The following is a 26,334-nucleotide window of genomic DNA, read 5'->3' on the forward strand; positions in this document are numbered from 1 at the left end:
CCCAACTCCGTTGGGAGGGGGTCGGGGGGAGGGCAACGCCGCTTTCTTGTCGAGCCAGCTTGCGTGACAAGTACCAGGGGCCAGTTCATAGCAAGCCGGCATTGGAAAATACCTGTCCAAAGCCAAAATGAGAATTGCTGCCCGCGCAACCCGCCCGCGGCCTGTGCTATAATTGACAGGTATGGGTAAAGCGGACCTGCATATCCACACCGAGTGGAGCGATGGCTTGCCCTCGGTGCGCGAGGTCCTTGAGCACATCGAGAACCAGACCGATCTCGACCTGGTCGCCATCACCGATCACGACATGATCGAGGGGGCGTTCGAGGCGCTTGAGATCGTCGCGCAGAAGCACTACCGGTTCGAGCTGATCGTCGGCATGGAGGTGACCACGCTGGAAGGGCACCTACTGGCCTACGACCTCAAGCAACCGCTGCGCATGATGAAGCCGCTCGATTGGACGATCCAGGCGATTCGCGACCAGGGCGGCTGGTGCCTGCTGCCGCACCCGATGAGCCCGCTGATCCGCAGCGTCGGCGCGCGCGGCATCCGGCGCGTCATGCGCGACACGCGCACCGGCATCAGCTTCGACGGCATCGAGGTGATGAACCCGAGCATCGCCGGGCGGGTCATCGCGGGCAAAGCGCGGCGTTTCAACGCCGAGGCGCGCCTGCCGGAGACCGGCGGCAGCGACGCGCACACGCTCGACCTGATCGGCTCGGGACACACGCTGTTCGAGGGGCACAGCGCGGCAGACTTCAAGGCCAGCCTGGCCGCCTCGCGCACGCAGGCCGGCGGCGCGTTCTGGGGCGGCCCGGAGTACCGCGCACTGGCCAAGATCGCGCGGCGCCAGATGTACAAGAGCATGATCCAACTGCCGCTGAAGCATATCCGCCGCTCGCGACAGATTCACGGCGGCAAAGCTTGACGTAATGCTCAAAAGAGTATAAAAGAAGAGGGATTCGCCCCAGCGCAAACGCCATGCCACTCCCCGAAATCGGACAGACACCGCCGGATTTCACGCTGACCGCCAACGATGGCGGCGCAACCTACCGGCTCGTGTCGCTCGCGCCGCAGGCGCCGACACTGGTCGCCTTCTTCAAGTTGTCGTGCGCGACCAGCAAGCTGACGCTGCCGATTATCGAGCGGCTGCACCAGCACTACCCGGCGCTGCAAGTGCTCGGCGTGTCGCAGGACGACACAGCCGACACCGCGGCGATGGCGGCGCATGCCCGCATCACATTCCCGATCGTGCGTGATGACGGCTGGCACGTTTCGGCGGCGTACGACCTGTTCACCGTGCCGACCGTCTTCCTGCTCGACACACAGGGCGCGGTGCGGCACATCAACATGGGCTGGAACAAAGAGCATTACCTTGCCCTGTCCGACGAAATCGCCGGCCTGCTGTCGGCTTCGCCGGTGCCGTTGCTGACCGAGACGGACCAGGTGCCGGCGTTCAAGCCGGGCTGAAGCTCGCGGCAACTTGAGGAACTAGGCTAGTTCCTTCAATCATAGGCACACATCTCATAGAGAGTACATTCCGCATGGGCATTCTCAAAGACACGATCAACGGTGCGACCGCCATCGCCAAGGGCATGAGCGTGACGTTCAAGGCGATGCTGTCCGCCAAGACCACGGTGCAGTACCCGGAAGAAAAGCCGCCGGTCAAGCAGCGCTTTCGCGGCCGCCATGTCTTGCAGCGTCACGAGAACGGGCTGGAGCGCTGCATCGGCTGCGCGCTGTGCGCTGCGGCCTGCCCCGCGCAGGCGATCTACGTCGAGGCGGCTGAGAACACGCCCGAGGCGCGCTTCTCGCCGGGCGAGCGCTACGCGAAGGTGTACGAGATCAACATGATCCGCTGCATCTTCTGCGGCTTCTGCGAGGAGGCGTGCCCGGTCGAAGCCGTAGTGCTCAGGCACCAGTACGAGCTGTCGGGCACCAACCGCCGCTCGTTCATCTACGGCAAGGACATGCTGCTGATGCCGGGATCCGACCTGCCCCAAAAAGACTCCGAGATTACCTCGGGGCCGAAAGAGCGCAGCAACACGCCAACGAGCGACTGGCGAGCCAGTCTGGCCTAGGAACCGACAGGGGCGCACCGGGTGCGCCCCTTTTTCGTTATAGTGCAAGGAGATTGCATGGAAATCCTGATTGGATTGCTGGGGCCGCTGGGCCTGCTGGTGGTCGTCTTCGGCTTCGTGCTGATACAGGCGTCGTTCAAGATCGTGCAGGAGTACGAGCGCGGCGTCATCTTCAGGCTCGGGCGACTGGCGGGGCCGCGCGGCCCCGGCTATTTCTTCATCATCCCGTTCATCGATCGTATGGTGCGCGTCGACCTGCGCGTCGTCACTCTCGACGTGCCGACACAAGAGGCGATCACCAAAGACAACGTGACCGTCAAGGTCAACGCGGTCGTATATTTCCGCGTGGTGGACCCATCGGCGGCGATCGTCAAGGTCGAAGATTTCCGGCGCGCGACCTGGCTGATCTCGCAGACGACCCTGCGCAGCGTGCTGGGCCAGGCGTCGCTCGACGACGTGCTCGCCAACCGCGAGGCGATCAACCAGAATTTGCAGCGCATCATCGACGAGCAGACCGAGCCGTGGGGCATCAAGGTCTCGACCGTCGAGGTCAAAGACGTTGAAATGCCGCAGACGATGCAGCGCGCGATGGCGCGGCAGGCCGAGGCTGAGCGCGAGAAGCGCGCCAAGATCATCCACGCCGAGGGCGAAGTGGCGGCGGCCCAGCAACTGGCCGAGGCCGCGCGCGTCATCTCCGGCTCGAACGGCGCGATGCAACTGCGCTACCTGCAGACGCTGACGGAGATCGCCGCCGAAAAGAACTCCACCGTCGTCTTCCCGATGCCGATCGACATCTTCGAAGCGATCAAGAAGATCACCGCGCACGAGTAAATCGAACGGCATGCAAGAGAAGACGCTGGTCGCCGCGTCGTCGGTGCTGGCGGCGATCGGCCTGACGACCATCAAGATCGTGGTCGGCGTGCTGACCGGCAGCCTCGGCATCCTGTCCGAGGCAGCCCACTCGGGGCTGGACCTCGTCGCGGCGGCCGTGACGCTGGTCGCCGTGCGCGTCGCCGAGCGCCCCGCCGACCACAACCACCCGTACGGCCACGGGAAGATCGAGAACCTCTCGGCGCTGATCGAGGCCGGGCTGCTGATCGTGACGTGCGTTGCGATCATCTACGAGGCGATCCAGCGGCTGTTTTTTCGGCCGGTCGAGGTGGAAGCGAGCCTCTGGGCGTTCGTCATCCTGGCCATTTCGATCGTGGTCGATTTCTCCCGCTCGCGCGCGCTCGCGCGCGCCGCGCAGAAGTACCAGAGCCAGGCGCTGGAGGCCGATGCGCTGCACTTCAGCACCGACATCGCGAGCAGCGCGGTCGTACTGGTCGGGCTCGGGCTGGTCAAGGCAGGCCAACTGTCCGGCTTACACTGGCTGGCGAGCGCCGACGCGGTGGCCGCGTTGGGCGTCGCGCTCATCTCCATCGTCATCAGTCTGCAACTGACGCGCCGCGCCGTGGATGTGCTGCTGGACACGGCGCCGAGCCACCTGGCCGATGAAATCCGCAAACAAGCGCTGGTCGTGGACGGCGTGGTGGACGCCGGGCAGGTGCGCGTGCGGCGCGTCGGCCCGCAGTCGTTCGTGGACATGCATATCGCCGTCGGCCGCGCCGCGACGCTCGAAGAGTCGCACCGCATCGCATCGGCCGTCGAGCAAGTCGTGAAGAACGCCGTGCCGCGCGCCGACGTGCTGGTGCACGTGGATCCGGTCGCGCCGCAGGACGAGAACCTGATGGACACCCTGCGCGGTCTGGCCGCACAGCACGAACTGCAACTGCACAGCATCCGCCTGCAGAACATCGGCGGGCCGATGTACATCCAGTTCCACGTCGAGGTGCCCGACAGCCTGACGCTCGAAGAGGCGCACGCGCTGGTCAGCCACCTGGAAGACGAGGCGCGTCGGCTGATCCCGCACGTCGCCGAGGTGACCAGCCACATCGAGCCGGTGCAGCGGCACGGCGGGCACGACGAACTCCCCGACACTGCGCTGGAAGCGGCGCGCCAGGATGTGGAGCGCATCGCGCGCGAAACGTGCGGGCCGGACGGCTTTCATCATGTGCGCGTGCGCAGCGTGGACGGCGAGCTGGCCATCCTGCTGCACGTCTTCTTCGACGACCGCTCGCCGATCGGCGAGGCGCACGACCTCGCGACGCGGCTGGAAACGACGCTGCGCCGGAAGATCTCGAACGTCGGGCAGGTGCTGGTGCACGTCGAACCGCGCTCGATGGCTGTTTCCGATTGACTTCACCGGCCATGTGTGACCGTGATCGACCGGCGCGCATGGCATGATCGTCTGACCAAACACATCTACCGGGAGCTTGCATGAAACACACTGCCAAAACCGAGAGCCTCAACGCGTTCATCCGCGATGCGATGAAGCGCTTCAGCGTGCCGGGTGTTGCCGTCGGCGTGCTGTTCGACGGCGAGGAGTACGCCGCCGGCTTCGGCGTCACCAACGTGCGCCACCCGCTGCCGGTGGACGCCGACACGCTGTTCCAGATCGGCTCGACGACCAAGACGTTCACGGCGACGACCGCGATGCGGCTGGTCGAGGCCGGCAAACTGGAGCTCGATGCGCCGGTACGTCGCTATCTGCCGGATTTCAAGATGCAGGACGAGCAGGTGGCCGCCAACGTCCAGGTGCGCGACCTGTTCACGCACACGGCGGGCTGGGCCGGCGATTATTTCGACGACACGGGCAGCGGCGACGATGCGCTGGCCGAGTACGTACGGCGCATGGCCGATCTGCCGCAGTTGACGCCGCTGGGCGCGGCCTGGTCGTACAACAATGCGGCGTTCAGCCTGGCCGGCCGCGTGATCGAGGCCGCCGCCGGCACGACGTACGAGCGGGCGCTGACCGATCTGGTGCTCAAGCCGCTCGGCCTGTCGATGTCGTTCATCATGCCGACCGACGTGATGACGCACCGCTTCGTCGCCGGGCACATCGTCGAAAACGACAAAGCGAACGTCGCTGCGCCGTGGCCGCTGGCGCGTTCGGCGCACGCCGCCGGCGCGCTCGCCTCGACCGCGCGCGATCAGTTGGCCTACGCGCGCTTCCACATGGGCGACGGCGCCGCCGCCAGCGGCGAACGCGTGTTGAAGGCCGAGTCGCTGAAGTTGATGCAGACGCCGATCACCATGGCGGCGCTGGGCGAGCAGATGGCGCTGTCGTGGTTCGTGCAGGACCACGGTGACGTGCGCGTCGTCCGGCATGGCGGCGCGACGAAAGGCCAACTGTCGGCGTTCCTCTTCGCGCCGACGCACGGCTTCGCGCTGACGGTGCTGACCAATGCCGACCGCGGCGCGGAACTGCACCGCGAGGCGACGGCGTTCGCACTCAAGGAGTTCCTCGGCGTCATGCCACCGAAGCCCAAGGTGGTCCGTATGGATACAGCCGCGCTGTCGGCGTACACCGGCAAATACACATCGCTGCTGAGCGACAACGAGCTATACCTGGAGGACAATCGGTTGATGATGAGCGTCACGCCAAGAGGCGGCTTCCCAACCAAAGACACGCCGCCAGGCCCAACGCCGCCGCCGACACGCCTGGTCTTCATCGGCCCGGACCGGGTCAGGGCGCTCGACGCGCCGCACACCGACCTGCAGGGCGAGTTCCTGCGCAACCCGGACGGCTCAGTGGCGTGGTTCCGCTTCGGCGGACGCATCCGCGCGCGGGCGTAAACATGCCCTCTCCCTTAACCCTCCCCCGCGACGCGCTGGTCAGCGGCTTCGGGCTGCTGACCGATAAGCGCGGCGGGGCCCGAAGCCCCGCCGCATCGTCGGCGTCGCGGGGGAGGGGACTGGCTCCTTCCCCTGTTCGCGCCATGTGCGAACGGGGGAAGGTATGCCCTGTGCGGCGGGGCGTATGCCCCGCTCCGCGCCTGCGGCGCGGGCACAGGGTGCGGATGGGGGCAGACGTGCCATGTACTTCGGAAAGGCCTGGTTCTTGCATGACGTGGATTGACGGCTCGCTGTATCCCGATAGCGAGCCGCCGGAGCAGATCGACTCGCTGGCTGATCGCATCGATTTCATCGCGCGCATGTGCGGCGCATGGGACTTCGGCATCTTGCCGGAGCCGGATACCATTCGCGAGGTTCGGCGTCCCGCATGGCGCGAGGCGGTGGACGCATGCAACCTGCTCACCTCGCCCACGTATCACCTGTTGCGTGCATGGCACGGGCTGCCGGTCAAGCCGTTTCTGGGAAGCATCCCGGCTTATATTCGCGATGACCCCAGCCTGGCGTATATCTAAACGACGCGTGGGCATCCGCTGCACGGTGATTTACGCACGGCACGTGTCACGCTTCACTCGCGAGCATGAGGCTTATGGAAATTGATCCGGCCACGTTTGGCCAGAGCGTCTATCCCTGGCTGACCAGCACGGTCATCCCGCGCCCGATCGGCTGGGCATCGACGATATCCGCCGGCGGCGTGCCCAACCTGGCGCCGTTCTCGTTCTTTAACGCGCTGAGCGGCGAACCGCCGTACCTGATGATCTCGGTCGGACGGCGCGCCGGCGCGGCAAAAGACACGCTGGCGAACATTCTGGCGACGAACGAGTTCGTGATCAACATCGTCGGCGAGCACGTCGCCACGCACATGAACCTGACTTCCGGCAACTACGCGCCGCACGTGGACGAGTTCGCCGTCAGCGGCCTGACGCCCGCGCCGTCGGTCAAGGTGAAGCCGCCGCGCGTCGCCGAGGCGAGCGTGAACATGGAGTGCGTGCTGGCACAGGCGGTGCCGCTGCCGCGCTCCGAGTACACTATGATCATCGGCGAGGTCGTGCAGTTCCGCATCGCCGACGACATCCTCGACGAGCGCGGACGGGTGGACCCGCAAAAACTCGCGCCGGTGGCCCGGCTGGGCGGCAGTTCGTGGTACACCACGCTCGGCCGCCTGTTCGAGATGCAGCGACCGCCGTAAGCGCCGCCGCGCCGCGAAACGCCCTACTTTGTGTCTTTGCGGGTTCGTGGCAAAATACCGGGACAAACGTCGAGACCCTTCGGGCACGCAATCGCTCGGAGGGTCTTCTGTTCGATCAGCTATCGAGGGGGGAGAAGCGAGCCATGTCGCGAACAAGCGAACGGCGCGCGCAGCGCCTGGACGCACTGCGCAAGAAGGACCAAGCGGGCGGCACAAGCGCCCTGCTGCAGAACCGCAAGATTTGGATCGCCGGAGGCGCCGGCGTGCTGGTGTTGATCGTGATCGCGGCGATTGCCGCCGCAGTCATGGCCGGCACGGCCGCTCAGAGCGCGCCCGCAACGGCCGCCGCCGCGACACCGAACGGCGACCTGGTCGGCAAAGAGGTCGCGGTGCCGAACATGGGCGGCACGCACATCGCCGTCGGCCAGCCGCATCAAGCGTACAATTCGATTCCGCCGACCTCCGGCCCGCATTTCGACACGGCGGCGGCATGGGACACGCCGGCAGACAAGACGCTGCCGCCGGAGCAGTGGGTGCATAACCTCGAGCACAGCGGCGTCGTCGCGCTGTACAACTGCCCGCAGGGCTGCCCCGATTTGCTCGCCAAGCTGGAAGGATTCCGCCGCACCGGCGTGCGCAGCAAGTTCGGCTATGTGAAGCTACTGGTCCAGCCGTACGACCAACTGGCGAACAAACTGACGCTCGTCGCCTGGAACTTCTACCTGAAGCTGGACGATTACGATGAAGCCGCCGTGCGTGCATTCTTCGTCGCGCACCAGGATAAAGGCCCGGAGCCGGACACGCCATAGAATGAAAATCCCAAATCCCCAAAACCAAATCCCAAAAGCCGAACAGTGGGGGTTTGGAGTTTGGGGCTTGGGATTTAGGAGTTATTCATGTATACCGTCAAGAACGTCATGTCGTCGCCGGTGCACACCATCGCGCCGGAGACGCCGGTCAGCGACGCGATGCACACGATGAAGCAACTGGACAAGTCCAGCCTCGTCGTGCCGATGCCGGATGGCAGCTTCGGGATTGTCACCCAGCGCGACATCGTCGGCAAGGTGATCGCCGGCGGGCGCGACCCGGAGCAGACGCGCGTCGCGGACATCTGCACCGCGCCGATCGCCACCATCCAGCAGGAGGCCAGCCTGCGCGAGTGCTCGGCGCGCATGATGGACCTGAAGGTGCGCCGCCTGCCGGTGCTCGACGACGCGCGGCAATTGGCCGGCATCATCACCGAGACCGATATCTTCGTGGCCGTCGAGGAGCGCGGCTGGGGGCCGGACCAACTCGGCTCGTCCAAGCTGCGCCTGATCGGCACGCTGGCGCGCATCCGCCGCACCACGGTCGAGGATGTGATGAGCAAGCCGGTCGCGCAGGTGGCGCCGGACGCCACGGTCGCGTCCGCGCTGGCACAGATGGCCGCGCAGGGCATCTCCAGCCTGATCGTCACGCCCGAAGCCGGGGCGGCGCGGTACGGCATCGTGACCAAGCGCGACATTATCAGCAAGGTCGTGGCGGCCAACCGCGACCCCGCCGCGCTGCACGTCGCCGCCATCATGTCGGCGGGGCTCTACACCATCGCGCCGCACGTCACGCTGCCGCAGTGCGCGGCGCGCATGGTGGAGCTCGGCGTGCGGCGGCTGACCGTGACGCAGGACGGCCACCCGGTCGGCATCATCAGCGACACCGACATTTTTCGCGTCGTGGAAGGACGCCGTGGCGGCCCGCTTGACCGGCGGCCGCTGCCGCGCCCGGATTTCCGGCACATCACCCGCTCGCATGTGCATACGGCCGCCGACGTCATGGAGCGGCAGGCGCTGCGCGTGCCGCCCGGCACCACCGTCAGCACCGCGCTCGAACTGATGGAAGCGCACGGCATCCTGAGCCTGCTGATCGAGCCGCGCCGGGTAGGCGGGCCGCTTGGCATCGTCACCCAGCGCGACATCGTCTCCAAGATTGTGGCGCAGGAGCGCGACCCGGACGAACTGACGGTCGGCGAGATCTGCTCGTCGCCGCTGATCACGGTCACGCTGCATACGTCGATCGGCGAATGTTCGGACATCATGACGCGCCTCAACATCCGCCGCCTGCCGGTGCAGGACGGCGACGATATTGTCGGCATCGTCAGCGACACCGACATCTTTGCGGCGGTCGAGGAGCGCGGCTGGGAGGCGGAGCCGTCAGCACCGGACAGCACACGCGCACCGCAGGCGGCGCCCGCGCAGCCAAAGGTACCGGCCCGGCGCAAGACGCCCGTCAAGCGCGTCGCAAGAAGCACGCGCAAGCCCGCGCCGAAAAAGCCGACGCGACGGGCGAAGCCAAAGAAGCGCAAGTAGCCCGACGCGAGCGCTCGAACACCCGATGACGAACATCATGCCCGGCGCGGAGCCGTTCCATATGAAGGGTGGTCCAACCGGCTGCCTGCTGGTGCACGGCTTCACCGGCACGCCGCACGAGATGCTCTGGCTGGGCACGCAGTTGGCGGCCGACGGACACAGCGTGCGCGGGCCGCGCCTGGCCGGGCACGCCACGACGCCCGAGGAGATGAGCACGACGCGCTGGCCGGACTGGTACGCCGGCGTGCGCGACGCCTACCGGCAGCTGCACGCCGAGTGCGCGCGTGTCTTCGTGATTGGCCTCTCGATGGGCGGCATGCTGGCCGCGCACCTGGCCGCCACGGAGCAGCCCGACGGCATCGTGCTGATGGCGTCGCCCGCCCACATCCGCGACTGGCGCATCACGTTGTTCCGCCCGTTCCAGCGCTTCATCCCGTACTGGCCGACCGGCGGCGTCTCATATACCGACGCGGAACTGGGCGACGGCCACCTGGTCTATGACCGCTACCCGACCGGGTGCGTGGTCAGCCTGCTCGACTTGGCCGGCGAAATGCGCAAAGATCTGCCGCGCGCAACCGCGCCGAGCCTGCTCGTCTTCTCCAAAGTGGACCGGCTGGCGGACGAGCCGGAGGCACGCTGGGTCTTCGACCGGCTGGGCGCGGCCGACAAGCGGCTGGTGCTGCTGGAGCGCAGCGGCCATATAATCTGCGCCGACTGCGAGCGCGAGACGGTGCTGGCCGAGGTGCGCCGTTTCATCAGCGCGCACGGGGGTTAGGGTTTGACCGGAAACAATCTGCCCACTTGAGTGCGAAAACGCCCGGAAATAGGCGTGTTTCGATGGATCCAATTTGCAAACGGGTCAAGTTATTTCCGGTCAAAGTCTTAGTAGTGGCGCGGCGACTATCGCACCCTTTGGGGTGTCGCCGCGCCACGGGTCGTTATCGATGGCCTCCGTAAGTCGTCGAACACGAAACCTTTGGAGCACGAACGGCGCGAAACTCTGGAACACGAAAGGCGCGGTAGGACTCCATTTAAGGGTGGGCGGGTGCCCAGCGATGTTTTGTTTCAACCATCGTTTTTCCCTCCAGTCTTTGGGGGTCACACCATCCCTTTGTTGAATCCAAGTGCATACCCGTAGTGATCGTATACGACGACGCAGACGACGTGCAGCATTACTACGGCGACGCGAAGCTGGTCGACGCGGGCGCGAAGATGAACCCGGACGATATCGAATAGGACTCGGAATTGACGCTGGAGTGGCCCGCGACCAGCTAACGATATGCGTTGGCGGCCGGTCGATGCGAGCGTAGACAAAGAGCAACCCCTCGAACGGTTGCTCTTTCTGCTGGCTCCGTTCCGCCCGTCGCGCGGGGCGACTGCATGTGGTGGTGACGCGCCTCCCAGCGATGCCCGATTTGCCATTGCATGCTGCGCCGCCGTACAATGATGGCTGCGCCGCTGATCGGCGCAGTCACCATGTTCACATTTAGCTGGCTCCAGTCGCGGCCGGTGCGTTACGCAGCGGTGCCGGTGCTGGTCGCCGCCACCACGCTCGTCCTGGAATTGTCGTTCGAGCCGGCCTCGAGTCCGGTGGTCGCGCTCGTCTATCTGCTGCCGGTACTGGTCAGCACGCTGATCGCGGGCTGGGTCGGCGGCCTCGTCGCGTCACTACTGTCGTTTCTCGCCTTCAACTACTTCTTTCTGCCGCCGTACCACACGCTCGTCGTCGCGAACCCGAGCGACGTGCTGGCGCTGTTCGTGTTTCTGGCCGTGGCCGGGCTGGTCAGCTACCTGCTGGCGCGGGCGCGCCGCGAGGCCGGCACCGCCCAGAAGCAGCAGCACGAATTGGCCGTGCTGTACGACCTGAGCAAGGCCGTCTCCGGGCAGGTCGGCCTGGATATGATGCTGCAGACCATTGCCGGGCGCATCAGCACCGTGTTTGCGGGCAGTCGCTGCGAAGTCTGGCTGAAGCCGGACGCCGGCGCCCTGCGCCTGGCCGCCGAAGCGGGCTCCGTGCCCGCACCGGATGTTGCTCCGTTCGAGGCACTGATCCAGTCTGAGCATGGGCCGCTCGGTATCATCAAGCTCTTCACGCGCGTGCCGCCGGGCGCTGATGAGCGGTTGCTGATCGCGGCGATTGCCGCGCAGGCGGCTGCGGTTATCGAGCGAGCGCGCCTGGCGCAAGCGGCGACGCGCGCCCGCGTGCTGGAAGAGAGCGACCGCATCAAATCGGCGCTGCTCTCGTCGATCTCGCACGATCTGCGCACGCCGCTGGTCACCATCAAGGCGGCCGTGACCGGGCTGATGCGCCGCGACCTGCGCTGGGATGAGGAGTCGCTGGTCGATCAATTGTCTGCGATCAACGAAGAGACCGATCGCCTGAACCGCATCATTGGCAACCTGCTGAGTATGTCGCGCATCGAAGCGGGCGCGGTCCGCTTGCAGAAGCAACCCTATGCGCTGAGTGAAGTGATGGACACGGTGCTGCGGCGGCTGGCGGCGCGCACGCAGGCGCATCTGATCAAGACCGACGTGCCGTCCGACCTGCCGCCGGTGCCGCTCGACTACGCGGCGTTCGAGCAGATCATGACGAACCTGATCGACAATGCCGTGAAATACTCGCCGCCCGGCGCGCAGATCGACATCGCCGCCCGGCGTGTCGGAAACTTCGTCGAGATCGCCGTCAGCGACCATGGCCGCGGCATTCCGCCGGAGGCGCAGCAGTCGGTCTTTGACAAGTTCTACCGCGCCGACAACAGTCCGCGGGTGCCGGGCAGCGGCCTGGGGCTGTCGATCGTCAAGGGTTTCGTGGAGGCGCACGGCGGGCGCGCCTGGATCAGCAGCCAGGCCGGCACGGGCACGCGCGTGACGTTTCTGCTGCCGCTCGAACCGGACGGGGAGGGCGCGCATGAGCAGCCGGGCGCTTAAGGTGCTCATCGTGGACGACGAGCCGCAGATCGTCCGCGCGCTGCGCGCGGGCCTGCGCGCGGGCGGCTACGAGGTCGTCAGCGCCTCAGATGGCGACAGCGCGGTGCGCGCCGCGACCGCCGACACACCCGATGTGATGATTCTCGATCTGTCGATGGCGCCGGTGGACGGCTTTGAGGTGGTCGAGCGCGTGCGGCAAAGCTCGGCGGTGCCGATCATCGTGCTGTCGGTGCGCGATAGCGATCAGGACAAGGTGCGCGCGCTCGATCTCGGCGCCGACGACTACCTCGTCAAGCCGTTCAGCCTCGACGAGTTGCTGGCGCGCATCCGGGTCGCCCTGCGCCATGCCGAGCGCACCACGCCGTCAGCGCCGGCAATTCAGGAGTACGGGCCGCTGCAAATCGATCTCGACGCGCGAGTGGTGACCCGTCGCGGCGAGGAAGTGAAACTGACGCCCAAGGAGTTCGCGCTGCTCAAGGTGCTGATCGAAAACGCCGGCAAGGTGCTGACTCAGCGCGTATTGCTGCAGAAGGTCTGGGGACCGGAGTACGGCGACGAGGCGGCGTACCTGCACGTGTATATCGGCCAGTTGCGCCGCAAGCTGGAAGACGACCCCAGTCGCCCGCGCCTGATTGTGACCGAGCCAGGGGTCGGTTATCGCTTCCGCCTCGATGCGTGAGGCCGCGGATACGAATGCAATCAAACACCAAGTCACCAGGACGCACAGCAGGAAGGATCGGCCTGGCGCCTTGTGACTTGGTGGCCTGGCGCTGAAATACCGAATGCTTCACTCCCGCCGCGGACTGCCCGGCGGGATTTTTTAGTTATTCTTTAGCCACGCTTTAGTCGCGGCTTAGTGCTCCTGCGGTAACCTGACTGTGTAAGCCTACCCAGGAGCATATCATGTCCACGACCGTCTACTCCTCCAATTCGCCCTTGCTGGTCGATCCCGTTGCCGACACACCCGCAGACCGCGAGGAGTTTGCCGCGCGGCCGCGCCTGTTGCTGATGGAGCCCGACCCGGCGCTGCGGCGCGTGCTGGCCAGCGCCCTGTTGCGGCTGGGTTGCGTGCTGAACTTCAAGCGCGATTTGGAGTCGCTCAAAGCAACGATCGCGACCGGCGACTATTCTGGCGCGATTGTCGCGCTGGATACGGACCTTGCGCCGGTGATTCAATTGAGCTCGGCTGCGCCGCCGGGCTTCCGGCTCGCCATCGTGGCCCATGCCCCGCCCGACCCGGTGCTGGCCCGGCGACTGCCCGACGTGCGCTTCCTGCAGAAGCCGTTCGACCTGCGGGAGCTATTGGTGATACTCAACCTGCCCGCAAGGGCAGAGATTATCAAGCGTGACTGAAATCCTATGAGTGAAGTTGTCCGACATATCCGTCAGCGCCGCGACGAGCAGCGACGCCGGTCGATTACCAGCATGCTGCTCGGCCAGGCGCTCGAAACCTCCGAAATGCCGCATCAGGCGATCGGCAAAGTCGTGGCGCTGGCCGTGTTCGCATCCGACGCCCTGTCGTCGGTGGCGTACGCCACCGACGAAATCCTGCTGGTGCTGGCCGCGGCCGGCACCGCTGCGTTCGCGTTTTCGCTGCCTGTGGCGGGCGCGATCTCGCTCCTGCTCGTTATCCTGACGCTGTCGTACCGGCAGACGATCTTCGCATACCCTGGCGGCGGCGGCGCGTACATTGTGGCGCGCGACAACCTCGGCGAAGGGGCCGCACAGACCGCCGGCGCGGCGCTGATGACCGACTACATTCTGACCGTGTCCGTTAGCGTCGCGTCGGGCGTGGCGCAACTGGTCTCCGCATTTCCGGAGTTACATAGCTTTCGCGTCGAATTGGCGCTGGTGATCATCGCGTTCATGACGATCATGAACTTGCGCGGCGTCAAAGAATCCGGCCGTGTCTTTGCCGTGCCGACGTACTTCTTCGTCGGCATGATCGGACTCATGCTCGGCGTCGGCTTGTTCCGCTACTTGACCGGCACGCTGCCGCAGGTGACCGGCGTGCTTCACCCCGTGGAAACCGGCGTCGAGACCTTGTCGTTGTTTCTCGTGCTGCACGCGTTCTCCAGCGGCTGTACCGCGCTGACCGGCGTCGAAGCGATCTCGAACGGCATCACGGCGTTCCGTGAGCCGAAGAGCCGCAACGCCGCCACGACCATGCTCTGGATGAGCGGCATCCTGATGACGACCTTCCTGGCGATCACGTTCCTGGCCGGCCAGGCGGGCGTCGTGCCGTCGAAGGACGAGACGGTCATCTCGCAACTGGCGCGCACGATCATGGGCGCGAGCACGCCGCTGTATCTGCTCACGATTGCGGCCACGACGCTGATACTTATTATGGCGGCCAATACCTCGTTCGCGGACTTCCCGCGACTGGCCGCGCTGCATGCCGGCGACCGCTTCCTGCCGCGGCAGTTGACTTTTCGCGGCCACCGGCTGGTCTTCTCGTGGGGCATTACGCTGTTGGCGATGCTGGCCTCGCTGCTGATTGTGGTGTTCGAGGCCGATGTGTCCGCGCTGATTCCGCTGTACGCCATCGGCGTCTTCCTGTCGTTCACGTTGTCGCAGGCGGGCATGGTGGTCCGCTGGTGGAAAATTTCGAAGCTGAAACCGGGCGATACCATCAAGACGCATGGCTCGATGCTGGAGCACGACCCACGCTGGCACTGGAAGATCGCGATCAATGCGATCGGCGCGGCAGCGTCGTTCGTGGTGATGATCATCTTTGCCGTGACCAAGTTCCCGCAGGGAGCGTGGATCGTGGTCGTGTTGGTGCCGACGCTGGTGATCGTCTTCTTCCGCATCCACCACCATTACCAGCGCGTGGCAACCGAGTTGAGCCTGCGCGGCAAGGCAGTGCAGATGGGGCCGCGACCGTTGAAGACGATCCTGCTGGTGGACGATGTGCATGCGGCCACGCTGCGCATGGTCAATTTCGTCAAGTCCACCGGTGAGCCGTGGGAAGGCGTGCACATCGCGATCAACCCGGAGAAGACCGAGCAGGTGGCGCAGAAGTGGGCCGAGCGCCTGCCGGACGCGCCGCCGCTCGTGATCCTCGAATCACCGTACCGCAGCCTGACGCAGCCGCTGGTCGACTATATCCAGGCGTACCTGAAGGAGCGGCCGGACGCGTTCGTACACGTCATCCTCAGCCAGATCACTTTTGACAGCTACTGGGAGCACGCACTACACCAGAACAGCTCAATCGTGTTCAAGCTGGCGCTGCAGTCGATGCCGCGCGTGGTCGTGACCGATGTGACGTACCAGTTGCACGTCCATGCCAACGGCAAGCCGGCCGAAGTGGCCGGCGCAGCGAGCTCCGGCCGGTAGCACCGCCTGCACTACGCTGCTCATGACATTAGCGGCATTTCGCGTAGGGGCACCCCTTGCGGGTGCCCGCTGCCGGGCCGGGGCAAGCCCGGCCTCTACGCGGATGTAATGCAACTACTCATGCTCGCCGGGCATGGGGTTCGCGCAAGAACGAAGCGCAGCGCGCCCGGGTCGTCAGGCAATGGTGATCCGGGCGCGCTGGGCGTTGGGCCGCCGCGCCGAAATTTGTCCGCGTTTTGAATTCTGCTATAATCTCTTGGCGTCCAGCGGGCAGCAGATTGTGGCTGGCACGCGGGCCATTAGCTCAATTGGCAGAGCAAGCGACTCTTAATCGTTAGGTTACAGGTTCAAGTCCTGTATGGCCCACTGACACGATCACACCTGCCAGGTCTAATCGCCTGGCAGATTCTTTATCGGGTGTGTCCACCGCGCGCCGGGGTGGTGAAATGGCAGACACGCAGGCCTTAGGAGTCTGTGCGGGCAACCGCGTGTGGGTTCAAGTCCCTCCCCCGGCAACCCGAAAGCAGTAGGCACCAGGCATAAGGCAGACGGCGTTTCCGGCGCCTGCCCTCGCTTCGTGCTTACTGCTTTCTTTGCGCCTGCGGCCGGGAAGCGCCCGTCGGGGCGCGTTTCAGATTTGGGGCGAACTGGTGCCTGGGCAATACAAGTCGTCACTCCCGCGGAAGCGGGAGTCCAGGGGCAACACCACTGGATGCCCGCTTTCGCGGGCATGACGTATTGCTCCCGCCTCGCCGCTCCCCAATCTGAAATGCACCCCCCGGCCGCGAGTCTTTGACACTCCGATTCATCACTTTTATAATGACGCGTACCCCAAGGACATGCGAAGGTAAACTATGACGACACTGCAAAATGTTACGGAAGAGAAGCTCGGCCCCTGCCTGATCGCGCTGCAGGCGGAAGTAGCCGCCGCCGACGTGGCCACGGCCATGCAGTCGGCTGCGCAGCGCATCGCCCGGCAGACGCGCATCCCCGGTTTCCGGAAAGGGAAGGCACCGTACGCCGTGGTCCTGCGCACGATCGGCAAAGAGGCGCTGCGGCAAGAGGCGGTCGAAGAGATCGCCGACGATGTGCTGATCAAGCTGCTGGACGAGCGCAGCATCAACGCCTATGCGCGGCCGGTGCTGGAGGTCGTGAGCCAGGAGCCGATGACGCTCAAGTATACGGTGGCCACCCGCCCCGTGATCGACCCGGGCGCGTACCGATCGCTACGCCTGGAGCCGAAGCCGGCCGAGCAGATCGGCGACACGCAGGTTGACCGCGCGCTGGCGCAGGTGCAGCGCGCGCATGCCACCATCGCGACGGTCGAGCGCGCCGCCGAAATCGGCGACATCGTCAACATGGATGTCAAGATCATGTCCGGCGAGGCCATGCTGATCGACCGCAAAGCGACCGATGTGGCGCTGGTCGAGGGCGAGGAGGACCTGACGCCCGGCTTCAGCCGGGCGATGATCGGCGTGGCCAAAGGCGATTCGCGCACGATCAACCTGCTGGTGGCGGAGAGCGACACCGAGAGCGGGCTGGCCGGGCAGACGCTGAACATCACGGCGGTGGTTCACGAGGTCAAGTCGATGACGCTGCCGGCGCTCGACGACGAGTTGGCCAAGACCGACGGGCGCTTCGAGACGCTCGACGAATTACGGGCCGATCTCAAGAAGAATCTGCAAGACAATGCCGACCACGTCGCGAAGGAGACGTTTGACGATGAGGTGCTGAAGGCAGCCGTCGCTGGCGCCAAGGTTGAGTACCCCGACGTGATGCTCAATGAGGAAGTCAACCATCAGATCGAGCACTTCAAAGAGGACGTGGCGCAGCAGGGCTTCGTGTTCGACCAGTGGCTGCGTATGAATAACATGTCGCTTGACACCTTCCGCTCGTCGATCCGGCCCGGTTCGGAATCGCGCTTGCGCAACACGTTGTTCCTATACGACATCGCGGAGCGCGAGGGGCTGAAGGTGCAGGCCGACGACATCAACGTCGAAGTGGAGTCGATGGCGGCGCGCTATCCCGAGGATCTACGCGGCTATGTGCGCGACGCTTACAAGGACAAGAACTCGCAGGTGGCGCTGGGCCTGACGCTCCTGCAGCGCTGGACGATGGAGAAGTTGGTGGCGATCGCGAAGGGTGAGGTCGTCATGCTGCCCGGTGATGCCGATGCGGCGCGCCCAAGCGACGTGGTCGTCGCCTCGTAACAGACACGGCGCGCCGGCACCCATGCGGGGATGCCCCCGCGCCGTATTGGGTAGTGATAGTCAATTCTCAGCGGGCGCGCCACCGGCCGCCCGCCGGTAAGGCGAGGTAAATAACCGCATGGAGATTCAGAGCGTGATCCCGTACGTTATCGAAAACACCGGCCGCGGCGAGCGGGCGATGGACATCTATTCGCTGCTGCTCAAGGAGCGCATCATCTTCCTGGGCACGCCGATCAACGACCAGGTCGCCAATGCGATCGTGGCCCAGTTGCTCTTCCTCGACCGCGAGGACCCGGATCGCGAAATCCAAATGTTTATCAATTCGCCGGGTGGCGTCATCTATTCCGGCCTGGCGATCATCGACACGATGGGCCTGATCCGCGCGCCGATCTCGACGGTGGCGGTCGGCTCGACGGCGTCGTTCGGCACGGTGGTGCTGGCGATGGGCTCCAAGGGCCGCCGCCGCGCGCTGCCCAATGCAACGATCCACCTGCACCAGCCGCTGGGCGGCGCCGAGGGGCAGGCCACGGATATTGCCATCCACGCCAAGGAGATCCTGCGCCTGCGCGAGAAGCTGAACACCATTCTGGCGGCCGCGACCGGCAAGACGCTGGAAGTGATCGCGCACGACACGGAGCGCGACTTCTTCCTGGACGCGCAGGGCGCGGTCGACTACGGCCTGGTCGACGAGGTCCTGACGCGCGGCCTGGACGGCAAGGATGGCGACAAGCCGAAGAACGGCTAACGCGCCGCTCGCTCTGCGGCGGTGCTCCTGCTTCGTATGAATTCGTGCGCGCGCTCCGGGACGGCATTTTGCCTTCCGGGCGCGCGCATGCTGTTTATCTCGCAGGGCGGTTGACACGAACCATGACACAGTCCAAATACGCGATGATCTCGGTTGACGAGGCGCTCGCCATCGTGCTCGATCACGTGCATGCGCGGCCGCCGGTGCGCGTGCCGCTCGATGCGGTGCACGGGCTGGTGCTGGCGGAGGACTGCGCGGCGACCGATGCGATGCCGCCGTTCGCCGCCGCCGGCGTCGATGGCTTCGCCGTTCGCGCGGCCGATGGCGCCAGGCCGCGCCGGTACCTGGGCGAGCAGATGGCCGGGTACGTGGCGGGCATCCGCGTGGAGCCCGGCACGGCGATGCGCATCACCACCGGCGCGCCGGTGCCGGATGGGGCCGATGCGGTCGTGATGGTCGAGGTGGCCGAGGTGCGCGACGGGCAGGTCATTGTCCATGCAGCGCCTAATGCGGGCGACGGCATCCGGCCGGTAGGGCAGGATATCCAGACGGGTGAAGTCGTGTTACGCAGCGGAACGCTGCTCGGTCCCGCCGAGATCGGCCTGCTGGCGATGATCGGCTGCGCGGAGGCGCCGGTGATTCCGCGCCCGCGCGTCGCCGTCTTCTCCACGGGCGATGAACTGGTGGAGCCGGGGCAGACGCCCGGCCCCGGCCAGATCCGCGACAGCAATCGCTTTGCGCTGCTGGCGGCGGCGCGCGCGGCCGGCGCCGAGGCGCTCTCACTGGGCGCGGCGCGCGACAATGCCGACGAACTTAGCGCGAAGATGGACGAGGCGCTGGCGCGCGGCGACGTGATTGTCTCATCCGGCGGCGTCTCGATGGGCCAACTCGATCTGGTCAAGCCGCTGCTGGAACGGCGCGGGCAGGTGCACTTCGGCCGCGTGACGATGAAACCCGGCAAGCCGCTCACCTTCGTGACGATCGGCGAGACGCCGTTCTTCGCGCTGCCGGGCTTCCCGGTCTCGTCGCTCGTCTCGTTCGAGCTGTTCGTGCGGCCCGCGCTGCTGAAGATGGCCGGTCGCAGCGACGTGCTGCGCCCGCGCATCACCGTCGCGCTGGCGCACGACGTGAAGCACGACGCGGCGCGCACCGAATTCCAGCGCGCGATCGCCACGGCGCGCGACGGGGAGTACGCGGCGACGACCACCGGCTTTCAAGGCTCCGGCCGCCTGCTGTCGATGGCCGGCGCGAACGTGCTGATCAAACTGCCGGTCGGACGCGGCGACTTCAAGCGCGGCGAGTACGTCGAGGCGCTGGTAATCGGGGAGATCAGGTAACCAAGTGCCAGAGATCAGCCGTTTCTTTGGGATCGTCATACGCATGTACTATGATGATCACGACCCGCCTCACTTCCATGCAATTTACGGTGGCGAAGAAGCACAAATTGGTATCGAACCAATTGCGTTGCTTCATGGCAATTTACCTGGACGGGCGTTGTCAATGGTATTCGAGTGGGCTGCCATACATCAACAAGAATTACTGGGGAACTGGCAACTTTTGCGAGTTGATAGCGTGCCGGTTAAGATAGCGCCGTTGCGCTAGGGAGGGCCTGTGTTTCCACGTATTAAGGCTGTGCGATACATAGACGGCTACACGCTGGAACTGACCTTTGGCGACGGGGTGGTGGCGCGCCTTGATTTCCAAGCTAAGGTCTGTGGCCGCGGAGGCGTATTTGCGCCTCTTGCCGATACGCGCGTTTTTCGCCAGGTCGCCGTTGACTCGGAATCGGGCACGCTAGTGTGGCCGAACGGAGTTGATCTGGATCCGGATGTGCTGTATAGCGAAGCAACGGGCAAAACGCTCCCGATGCCACAAGCCGCGTGATTACTGCGGTCGGCCGCGGCGACTTCAAGCGCGGCGAGACCGTCGAGGCGCTGGTGATCGGGGAATTGCGCTGATTGCGCGGTTCCAAGCACGGGTTGGCATTCAGGACGTTCTGCGGTCATCTACACCGCAAAGCACGTACAGACCATTCACCGAAAGGAGCATCACCTATGAGTCGCTCGGCTCTGTCGGTCTCTGTTTTCGGCGTGTACCTCGTTGGAATGGGCGTATCGCTCTTCCTGGCGCCCAATCTCATTTTTAGCCTGTTCGGAATCCCGCCGGTCACGGATATCTGGGCGCGGGTGGTTGGCGTGCTGGCGTTGGTGCTGGCCTATTACTATCTCTCGGCCGCACGCGCCGGCCTGACGGCGTTTTTCCAGTGGACGGTGACGGCGCGTATCGGCGTGTTCGTGCTGTTTGCAGCGCTCGTGCCGCTGTTTGCCGCGCCGCCGCAGTTGATCATGTTCGGCACAGTGGACCTGCTCGGCGCCGTGTGGACGTGGTGGGCGCTGCGTAAAGGGTAGATAGCCAGCGCAACGGAACCATCAAAATTGAGAAGGCGCCGGGCTGTGTGCCGGTGCCTTTTTTGTTCGCCCTGCGCGTGCGCTTCTACCGCTTGCGCGCGATGCTCAGCGCCCCAGCGCGCGCTTTGTGACCGCCGGGTGGTTCGACAGCACGACCGGTACGCCAAGCCAGCGATAGTACGCCAGCCGCGGCTCCGGCACATCGTCCAGCGGGCAGACCAGCTTGCCCTGCCGCCGCGCCCACCAGACGTATAGCGGGTTCAACATAATGATGGGCCAGAACGGGCCGAGGAAGTCGGTGGGGTAGAGCGGTAGCACGTTGGAAAGCGTGATCATGCCGATTGGCAGACTCGGCGCGAGCGCCTTGATCGCCTGTAGAAGCGGCAGATGGAACGAGATCAGCACGCAGCGCGCCAGCGCGTTGTGCCGCATCAGCAGATCCACCAACCGCTGCGCGTCAACCGGGTTCGCGAAGCGCGCATCCTTTAGTTCGAGCGCCAGCGGCACGCTCGTTACCGCCAGTAGTTGCTCGAGCGTCGGCGGCGCTTCACCGCCAAACAACTCCGCAAACGGCCGGCGCGTCTTTAGCGCCTGCACTTCGGCCAGCGTCATGCCGGCGATCGGCCCGCTGCCGTTGGTCGTGCGGTCCACCGTGGCGTCGTGCATCAATACGATCTGGTCGTCGCGCGTGAAGCGCAGATCGGTTTCCAGCACCGCTGCGCCCTGCTCCAGCGCCAGCCGGAACGCGCCGAGCGTGTTCTCCGGCAGGTCGTCCGACGCGCCACGGTGCGCCATGATCAGCGGCAGGGCCGTGCGCGGCTGGCGGCGGAACGACTGCCAGGTGAGCGCTTCGTTGGCGGCAGGCATCCTACGCCGCTTCGATCAGATGCGCTGTCTCGGCTTCCTTCGTTGCGCGCGCCAGGTTGACCGTCAACAGCACGGCCAGCCCGCCGATGAACAGCACGATCAGCGACAGGAGCCCGTAGCGCATCGAGCCGAAGATCTGGTTGGCCAGCCCGAACAGCAGGGGGCCGATCCACGACGTGCCTCGGTCGCTGATTTCATAGAACGAAAAGAACTCCGCTTCGCGCCCATGCGGTATCATTTGTGCGAACAGCGAGCGCGCCAGCGCCTGGCTGCCGCCCATCACGACGGCGATGACTGCGCCAAGCAGCCAGAACTCGGTCTTGGTCGTCAGCGCCAGCCAGGCGTAGACGACGACGATTGACCAGACGATCAGCGTGCCGATCAGCGTGCGCATGCCGCCGATGCGCTGCGCCAGGTATGAGATGCTGTATGCTCCGACGAATGCGACCGCCTGAATCATGAGCAGGACAAGCAGCATCTCGGTCGTGCTCATGCCCAGTTCAACCGTGGCGAACAGCGTGGCGACGACGATCACCGTCTGGATGCCGTCGTTGAACAGCAGATACGCGACCAGGTAGCGCAGCGTCTCCGGGAAGTTCGCGACCTGCCGCAGCGTGTTCGACAACTGCTTGAGCCCGATCGTCAGGTAGTTCTCGCCGGCGGGCATCTGCCGCACGGCATGACGCGGCTGGATGGCGCGGAAAGTGATGAACGAGAAGCCGAGCCACCAGGCGCCCGCGCTGGCCAGCGAAATGCGCGCCGCGAGCGCGTCGTCCACGCCGAACGATTTGCCGGTGACGAACAGCACCAGGTTCAGCGCCAGCAGAATGCCGCCGCCGGCGTAGCCCATCGCGAAGCCGCGCGCCGACACGGCATCGCGCTGATCGGGCGTGGCGATATCCGGCAGGTAGGCATTGTAGAAGACGATGCTGGCGCCGAATGCGAGGTTGGCGACAATAAACAGCAATCCGCCCAGCCAGTACAGGTCGGCGGTCACAAAGAAGAGTAGTACCGTGGAGGCCGATCCGAGCAGCGCGAAGAACATCAGCATCCGCTTGCGCAGGTGCGAGTAGTCTGCAATGGCGCCGAGCACCGGCAGGAAGAAGACCTGCAGCAGCACCGAGAGCGACACGCAGTAGGGGTAGAACGAGTCGAACTTGACCGGGATGCCCAGGATGTTGACAAACCCGTTGACGGCGGCGGCCCTGGTGACGGCAGAGAGGTACGGGCCGAGAAAGCCGGAGACGACCGTGGTGCTGAAGGCGGAGTTGGCCCAGTCGTACATGGTCCAGCCCCAGATCTCGCGCGGGTTGTTTGGCGCTATGCGATGGGTTTCCACGGCGGGTCCTTTCACATTCGGAGGTGGCGGCATTGTAGCGGTTTTCTGCGGCAATTGCAACGATGGCGCGCGGCACGAGACCCCAAGGGTTTTTGAAACCCTTGGGCTCTGGCGGGCGCCAGGGCGTGTTGACAGCCATCCATACGCGGTGTTATGATGCGCGCAACGTAATAGCCGAAGCCCGAGTGTGAGGGTTATGACCGCACTACCCAGCGGCACCGTCACCTTCCTCTTCACCGACATCGAGGGCAGCACGCGCCTCGCGCAGCAGCACCCCGCCGCGTGGCCGGGCGCCAAGGCGCGCCACCACACCATCCTCCGAAGCGCCATTGAGTCTCATGGCGGCTACGTCTTCCAGGTCATCGGCGACGCCTTCTGTGCCGCGTTCCACACCGCGTCTGACGCACTGGCCGCGGCGCTGGAGGCGCAACGCGCGCTCGTAGGGGCGACAACGGACGCGCAACGGACAAACGGACAATCGGTAGGGGCAACCCTTGCGGTTGCCCCGGATGGGCAGGGCTTACCCCTACCGATTCGTGTGCGCATGGGCATTCATACCGGCAGCGCGACCGCCCGGCCCGATGGCGACTACGAAGGTTACATGGCGTTGGTACGGGTGCAGCGCATCATGTCCGGCGCGTACGGTGGTCAGGTGCTCATGTCGCAGGACGCGGCCGAACTGGTTGGACGTGATCTGCCTGCAGGCGTCGGTCTGCGTGACCTCGGCACACACCGGCTCAAAGACCTGGCTGCCCCAGAGCATCTATTTCAGGTTGTCGCACAGGGACTGCCCGCCGACTTCCCGCCGCTGAAGACCGCCGATCACCCCAACAACCTGCCGATGCAACTGACGTCGTTTATCGGGCGCGAGGCCGAAGTCGCCGAGGTGCGCCGGTTGCTTGGTGGCACGCGCCTGCTGACGCTCTCCGGTGCCGGTGGGGTTGGCAAGACGCGACTCGCCTTGCAGGCCGCCACCGAAGAACTCGCGTCGTTCGGTGATGGCGTTTGGTTCGTCGAACTGGCACCGCTGGCGGACCCCGCGCTCGTGCCGCAAGCGACTGCATCGGCGCTGGGACTTCAAGAACAAGCGGGCAGACCGTGGATAAACAGCCTGAGCGATTATCTCCGCGCAAAGCATTTGCTGCTCGTCTTGGACAACTGCGAACACTTGATTGAAGCGTGCGCCAGATTAGCAGATCAACTCTTGCGCGGCTGTCCCAAATTGAACATTCTCGCGAGCAGCCGCGAGGCGCTGGGCATCGCCGGCGAGACAGCCTATCGCGTCCCTTCGCTCTCACTGCCTGACCCGCGCCAATTCGTGGAGGCATGGCTGAGTGGTCCGTTAGACCATGCCCCTGATCATGCAGGGCAACCGGCCGGCTTCCCCCTACAATCCCTCATGCAATACGAAGCAGTGCGCCTGTTCATCGAACGTGCGATCGCCGTGCAGCCTTCGTTTGCGCTGACCAACCAGAACGCGCCCGCCGTCGCGCAGATCTGTCGCCGCCTCGATGGCATCCCGCTCGCGATCGAACTTGCGGCGGCGCGGATCAAGTCACTCTCGCCGGAGCAGATCGCCGCGCGGTTGGATGACCGCTTCCGACTGCTGACGGGCGGCAGTCGCACCGCGATGCCGCGCCAGCAGACGCTGCGCGCAGCGGTTGATTGGTCGCACAGTTTGTTGACCGAGCCGGAGCGCGTCCTGCTGCGAAGGCTGGCGGTCTTTGCGGGCGGCTGGACGCTCGAAGCGGCGGAGACAGTCTGCAGTAGTCAGAAGTCAGATATCAGTAGTCAGACTGAAACCTCAACACCTAGCACCAATCTGGCTACTGACGACCGGCTACTGAAATCTGACGATGTGCTCGACCAGCTGGCGCACCTGGTGGACAAGTCGCTGGTCGTGGCGGAAGAGCGCACCGGCAGCGCACGCTACCGGATGCTGGAGACGATCCGCCAGTATGCGCGCGAAAAATCGCTGGAATCGGGAGAGGCGGAGCGGATACGAGACCAACACCTGGCGTTCTTCCTGACGGTAGCCGAGGCGGCCGAGCCAAAGTTGTACGGCGCTGAGCCTGCTAAGTGGTTGCAGCGATTGGATACGGAACACGACAATCTGCGGGCGGCGATAGACTGGGCGACTGAGCGCGGAAAAGTAGAATTGGGATTGCGGCTGGTTGTGGCGCTGTCGTGGTATTGGTTCATGCGCGTATATTACACCGAAGCTCGTGCACGAATCGGCGCCCTGATTGCGCGTTCAACAACGGTGGCGAAAACCCCACAGATTAGATTGGCAGTTGCAAAGGCGCTGAATAGGGCTGCCGATTTTGCCCAAGATCTGGGGGATGTTGAGAAGGCACGCTCGTTCTCTGAGGAGAGTCTGTCAATGGCATCTGAGGATGAGAACAAGGAAGAAATCGCTCATGCCTTCTACAACTTGGCGCGCCTGGCGTTGGCGGAAGGTCATCATCCGGAGGCGGCGGCTCTATATGATCAAAGTATAGCGCTATATCGGGAAGCGAAAGACAGTCGGGGACTCGGGGGATCGCTCCAGGGGCTTGCGGTTGCGTTAACACGGCAAGGCAATTTGGAACAGGCTGTGTCGCTCTACGAAGAAGTCATTGTGTTGAGGCGAGAAATGAATGACAAAACATTACTCGCCTTCGCGCTTGATCAGCTTGGGCGTGTCATGCAACTGGCGGGGAACTTTGAACGTGCCGCGGTGCTCCATAAGGAAAGTTTGCTCCTGCGAATCAGAGTGGATAACAGGCGTGGCATTGCCTTTTCATTGCTCTCATTTGCTGGTCTGGCGGCGCAGCAGAAAGCAGAACGCGCCGTGCAACTATATGGCGCGGGAGAGGCGTTGCTTGAAGCTCTCCACGCGCAGGAAGAGTTTCGTGACCCCGTCGTGCATGTGCAAGACGTTGCCACGCTACATGCGCAACTCGACGAAGCCGCGTTCAGCACCGCGTGGAATGAAGGTCGCGCGATGACGATGGAGCAGGCGACCGCCTACGCCCTGGAGAGGACCGATGTCTGACCCTTCGACAAGCTCAGGGCAAGCCCGTCCCTCGGGCACCGTCACCTTCCTCTTCACCGACATCGAGGGCAGCACGCGCCTCGCGCAGCAGTTTTCCACGGCGTGGCCAGGCGCGCA

24 protein-coding genes and 2 tRNA genes are annotated in these 26,334 nt (G+C 64.9%); 24 read left to right on the forward strand and 2 right to left on the reverse strand.

Annotated features, from left to right (window positions below; translation table 11 throughout):
* Nucleotides 1-181: 181 nt before the first annotated feature.
* From HZB53_02170 to HZB53_02280, 23 genes are all read left to right on the forward strand, one after another.
* On the forward strand, nucleotides 182-925 hold the full coding sequence (locus HZB53_02170) for a PHP domain-containing protein (GenBank protein ID MBI5876431.1): 744 nt from the start codon (nucleotides 182-184) through the stop codon (nucleotides 923-925).
* Nucleotides 926-978: 53 nt separating this feature from the next.
* Nucleotides 979-1,467: a TlpA family protein disulfide reductase gene (locus HZB53_02175; protein MBI5876432.1), complete on the forward strand. Its 489-nt coding sequence runs from the start codon at nucleotides 979-981 to the stop codon at nucleotides 1,465-1,467.
* Between the two features lie 74 nt (nucleotides 1,468-1,541).
* A complete protein-coding gene (gene nuoI, locus HZB53_02180) occupies nucleotides 1,542-2,078 on the forward strand; it encodes an NADH-quinone oxidoreductase subunit NuoI (GenBank protein ID MBI5876433.1) in 537 nt (178 codons plus the stop codon).
* 57 nt (nucleotides 2,079-2,135) lie between these two features.
* Complete coding sequence (locus HZB53_02185; protein MBI5876434.1) at nucleotides 2,136-2,909, forward strand: slipin family protein; 774 nt, start codon at nucleotides 2,136-2,138, stop codon at nucleotides 2,907-2,909.
* Nucleotides 2,910-2,919: 10 nt separating this feature from the next.
* Nucleotides 2,920-4,317 (forward strand): cation-efflux pump, encoded by a 1,398-nt coding sequence (locus HZB53_02190; protein ID MBI5876435.1) that lies wholly within the window; start codon nucleotides 2,920-2,922, stop codon nucleotides 4,315-4,317.
* A gap of 80 nt (nucleotides 4,318-4,397) precedes the next feature.
* Nucleotides 4,398-5,756 (forward strand): beta-lactamase family protein, encoded by a 1,359-nt coding sequence (locus tag HZB53_02195; GenBank protein ID MBI5876436.1) that lies wholly within the window; start codon nucleotides 4,398-4,400, stop codon nucleotides 5,754-5,756.
* A 269-nt stretch (nucleotides 5,757-6,025) separates the two neighbouring features.
* Nucleotides 6,026-6,328, forward strand: a complete 303-nt coding sequence (locus HZB53_02200) for a hypothetical protein (protein ID MBI5876437.1) — start codon at nucleotides 6,026-6,028, stop codon at nucleotides 6,326-6,328.
* A 65-nt stretch (nucleotides 6,329-6,393) separates the two neighbouring features.
* Entirely contained in the window at nucleotides 6,394-7,002 is a 609-nt protein-coding gene (locus HZB53_02205; protein MBI5876438.1) for a flavin reductase family protein, read from the forward strand.
* 143 nt (nucleotides 7,003-7,145) lie between these two features.
* Nucleotides 7,146-7,811, forward strand: a complete 666-nt coding sequence (locus tag HZB53_02210) for a DUF3105 domain-containing protein (GenBank protein MBI5876439.1) — start codon at nucleotides 7,146-7,148, stop codon at nucleotides 7,809-7,811.
* Nucleotides 7,812-7,898: 87 nt separating this feature from the next.
* A complete protein-coding gene (locus HZB53_02215) occupies nucleotides 7,899-9,344 on the forward strand; it encodes a CBS domain-containing protein (protein ID MBI5876440.1) in 1,446 nt (481 codons plus the stop codon).
* A gap of 25 nt (nucleotides 9,345-9,369) precedes the next feature.
* A complete protein-coding gene (locus HZB53_02220) occupies nucleotides 9,370-10,119 on the forward strand; it encodes an alpha/beta fold hydrolase (protein ID MBI5876441.1) in 750 nt (249 codons plus the stop codon).
* 650 nt (nucleotides 10,120-10,769) lie between these two features.
* Nucleotides 10,770-12,272 carry a DUF4118 domain-containing protein gene (locus HZB53_02225; protein MBI5876442.1) on the forward strand — a complete coding sequence of 501 codons (1,503 nt, stop codon included), beginning with the start codon at nucleotides 10,770-10,772 and terminating at the stop codon, nucleotides 12,270-12,272.
* Complete coding sequence (locus HZB53_02230) at nucleotides 12,253-12,951, forward strand: response regulator transcription factor (protein ID MBI5876443.1); 699 nt, start codon at nucleotides 12,253-12,255, stop codon at nucleotides 12,949-12,951. The genes HZB53_02225 and HZB53_02230 overlap by 20 nt, the downstream gene beginning before the upstream one ends.
* A 224-nt stretch (nucleotides 12,952-13,175) precedes the next feature.
* Nucleotides 13,176-13,625, forward strand: coding sequence for a hypothetical protein (locus tag HZB53_02235; GenBank protein MBI5876444.1), 450 nt, complete (start codon nucleotides 13,176-13,178; stop codon nucleotides 13,623-13,625).
* Nucleotides 13,626-13,631: 6 nt separating this feature from the next.
* Nucleotides 13,632-15,611, forward strand: coding sequence for an APC family permease (locus HZB53_02240; protein ID MBI5876445.1), 1,980 nt, complete (start codon nucleotides 13,632-13,634; stop codon nucleotides 15,609-15,611).
* Nucleotides 15,612-15,904: 293 nt separating this feature from the next.
* A tRNA-Lys gene (locus HZB53_02245) sits at nucleotides 15,905-15,977 on the forward strand.
* Between the two features lie 66 nt (nucleotides 15,978-16,043).
* A tRNA-Leu gene (locus HZB53_02250) sits at nucleotides 16,044-16,126 on the forward strand.
* 339 nt (nucleotides 16,127-16,465) lie between these two features.
* Nucleotides 16,466-17,821 carry a trigger factor gene (gene tig, locus HZB53_02255; protein MBI5876446.1) on the forward strand — a complete coding sequence of 452 codons (1,356 nt, stop codon included), beginning with the start codon at nucleotides 16,466-16,468 and terminating at the stop codon, nucleotides 17,819-17,821.
* 118 nt (nucleotides 17,822-17,939) lie between these two features.
* Complete coding sequence (locus HZB53_02260) at nucleotides 17,940-18,566, forward strand: ATP-dependent Clp protease proteolytic subunit (GenBank protein ID MBI5876447.1); 627 nt, start codon at nucleotides 17,940-17,942, stop codon at nucleotides 18,564-18,566.
* A 122-nt stretch (nucleotides 18,567-18,688) separates the two neighbouring features.
* Nucleotides 18,689-19,903: a molybdopterin molybdotransferase MoeA gene (locus HZB53_02265; protein MBI5876448.1), complete on the forward strand. Its 1,215-nt coding sequence runs from the start codon at nucleotides 18,689-18,691 to the stop codon at nucleotides 19,901-19,903.
* Between the two features lie 4 nt (nucleotides 19,904-19,907).
* The gene (locus HZB53_02270; protein ID MBI5876449.1) at nucleotides 19,908-20,168 is read left to right on the forward strand and encodes a DUF4160 domain-containing protein; all 261 of its coding nucleotides are present in this window, start codon (nucleotides 19,908-19,910) and stop codon (nucleotides 20,166-20,168) included.
* A gap of 21 nt (nucleotides 20,169-20,189) precedes the next feature.
* On the forward strand, nucleotides 20,190-20,450 hold the full coding sequence (locus HZB53_02275; GenBank protein MBI5876450.1) for a DUF2442 domain-containing protein: 261 nt from the start codon (nucleotides 20,190-20,192) through the stop codon (nucleotides 20,448-20,450).
* A gap of 170 nt (nucleotides 20,451-20,620) precedes the next feature.
* The gene (locus tag HZB53_02280; GenBank protein ID MBI5876451.1) at nucleotides 20,621-20,974 is read left to right on the forward strand and encodes a hypothetical protein; all 354 of its coding nucleotides are present in this window, start codon (nucleotides 20,621-20,623) and stop codon (nucleotides 20,972-20,974) included.
* Nucleotides 20,975-21,079: 105 nt separating this feature from the next.
* On the opposite strand, the gene HZB53_02285 is transcribed toward HZB53_02280, so the two are convergent.
* Complete coding sequence (locus HZB53_02285; GenBank protein ID MBI5876452.1) at nucleotides 21,080-21,841, reverse strand: hypothetical protein; 762 nt, start codon at nucleotides 21,839-21,841, stop codon at nucleotides 21,080-21,082.
* A 1-nt stretch (nucleotide 21,842) separates the two neighbouring features.
* Nucleotides 21,843-23,213: an MFS transporter gene (locus tag HZB53_02290; protein ID MBI5876453.1), complete on the reverse strand. Its 1,371-nt coding sequence runs from the start codon at nucleotides 23,211-23,213 to the stop codon at nucleotides 21,843-21,845.
* 163 nt (nucleotides 23,214-23,376) lie between these two features.
* On the opposite strand from HZB53_02290, the gene HZB53_02295 reads away from it, so the two are divergent.
* The gene (locus HZB53_02295) at nucleotides 23,377-26,217 is read left to right on the forward strand and encodes a tetratricopeptide repeat protein (GenBank protein ID MBI5876454.1); all 2,841 of its coding nucleotides are present in this window, start codon (nucleotides 23,377-23,379) and stop codon (nucleotides 26,215-26,217) included.
* Nucleotides 26,218-26,334: the final 117 nt, after the last annotated feature.

The sequence above is a fragment of the Chloroflexota bacterium genome, assembly GCA_016235055.1.
Lineage (GTDB): Bacteria > Chloroflexota > Anaerolineae > JACRMK01 > JACRMK01 > JACRMK01.